Here is a 2,138-nt window from a genome sequence, read left to right as displayed (position 1 = left end):
AGCTCGTCGGATGGTCTCCGCAGCAACGGGCGATGATGTTCCCGAAGACCAATCCCATCCTGGGCTGGAATGTGTGCGCGATTCCCGAGTGCACTGAACGCGCGCCTGGGATCGGCGGGCTCTGTCAGAGCTGCCGCACCCGCTGGCAGGACCGCGGATGTCCACCGATGGCGGAATTCGTGCTCGTGCCCCGGGTTCGGCTTCGTCAGATGGAGCCCGGCAAGTGCGTTGTCTCGCTGTGTGAGCGGCCGTGGCAGGTGTCGACTGTGGGTCTTTGCAGCGCGCATTCCTTTCAACAGAAGCACAGTCTCAAGCTGCCGCTCGAGGAATTCCTGGTTCACCCGAAGGTTGTCGGCCTTGCGTCGCTCGGCGCATGTTCGGTGCTTGCTTGCACGCGAGACCGGATCACCGGAGGTCCCTACTGCCGCAGCCACGGCCTTCGATGGGCCGCCGACCGGCGGATGGGCCGCTTCACCGCGGCGGATGAACCGCATTGGAGGCTGACTCAGCCGGCCGTTGCGCGCGGAGGGGAGGTCAGCCTGCGCGGCTTACCTGACCGCGTCGTCTTCGAGATCTTGTTCGGCCTGCAGCAACGTGTCCGCGCCGCGATCAAGACGCAACCGAACGCGGTCCGCCGCCTCGCCGACCACGTCCGCTTCAAGCAGTTGGACACCGTCGAGGCGGTCGACCCTGCTGATCTGAGCGTTTCCGCGCGGCAGGTCTGCAAATGGGTCGTCGACTCCTCGAAGCTGTTGCGGTCGAGCCCGGAAACCGAACGGCACAAAGACGAATGGAACACCGCGGTCTTCGGGCACCGGGGACGGATCTGGTTCCACGAGATCTCCCAGCCTTGGCTGAAGGAAGCGGTCAAAGCGTGGGCCGCCAATGAGCTTCCACAGCGTCGCGGACCAAGCTCGACAAACCACGTTCGCGAGCTGGTCAAAACCATGGTCCTGCTCTCGGAGAGTCTGCGGATTCAGCGTTGCGATCACGGCTTGGACCCAACTATGTTGTCCCGCAACGACATCACGTCGTTCTTGAATCGGCTGGCGTTCCTGCACGCTGAAGGAACGATCAGCTACTCCTCCCGACTCAATGCCGTTTATCGAGCCGGTCAGGTCCTCGCCGGCCTCCGCTCGACCGGGCAGACACGTCCCGACGCGCCTGCTCACGGGCTAGCCGACGATTTCGTGATCGTCGCCGGGGACACCCCTGACAACCCGGAGGAAGACGACGTCGGCCGAGCCCTTCCGGACGAGGTCATGCGCCAGCTCTGCAGCTACCTGCCCGAGCTGGAGGTTCAGTCCTATCCCGAGATTCGGGTGGCCGTCGAGTTGATCATCGACACCGGTCGACGCCCAGCAGAGATCACCGAACTGATGCTGGACTGCCTCGACAAGGACGCGGACGGCAAGCCAGTGATCGTCTACAACGACTACAAGGCCAACCGCGAAGGACGGCGCCTGCCGATCCACGGCGCGACCGCGGCGCTGATCCAGCGCCAGCAGACACGCACCCGAGAACGCTTCCCACACACGCCCCCAGGCGAACTGAAGCTGCTTCCTGCCCCGAAACAGAATCCACACGGCCGACGCGCGCTCGACCACAAGGGAATCACCAAACGTCACCGCGAATGGGTCGATGCCATGCCCGAGATACTTATTCCGCTGACGGTCACCATCGACGGCACACCCGTGACGAAGCTGCTCCCGTTCGACAAGACTCGGATCTTCCCCTACGCCTACCGCCACACCTATGCCCAGCGCCATGCTGATGCCGGCGTCCCCGTCGATGTCCTGCGTGAGCTGATGCAGCACCGCCAGATCGACACCACCCAAACCTATTACCGGATCGGGGAGAAGCGGCGACGCGAAGCGGTCGAACAAGTCACGGCCATGCAATTCGACCGACACGGCAATCGGGTCTGGCGAGAAGTCAAGGCACTGCTGGACTCCGAGCACCTGCGCCGCGCTGTCGGCGAGGTCGCAGTTCCATACGGCACCTGCAGCGAGCCCAGCAATGTCGCCGCCGGCGGCCAGGACTGTCCCGTTCGGTTCCGCTGCGTCGGCTGCTCGCACTTCTCCACCGATGTCTCCTACCTGCCAGATTTGGAGGCATACCTGGCCGACCTGCTGCGG

General features: G+C 64.1%; 1 protein-coding gene. It reads left to right on the top strand.

The features are described from left to right. Positions 1 to 167: 167 nt before the first annotated feature. The coding region (locus tag ACFWPJ_RS31175; protein WP_378856850.1) for a tyrosine-type recombinase/integrase at positions 168 to 2,138 on the top strand (1,971 nt) is incomplete at its 3' end.

It is taken from the genome of Nocardia sp. NPDC058497, assembly GCF_042720195.1.
Classification (GTDB): domain Bacteria; phylum Actinomycetota; class Actinomycetes; order Mycobacteriales; family Mycobacteriaceae; genus Nocardia.
The sequence above is the reverse complement of the archived record's forward strand: the minus strand, read 5'-3'. Positions and strand labels throughout refer to the sequence as shown.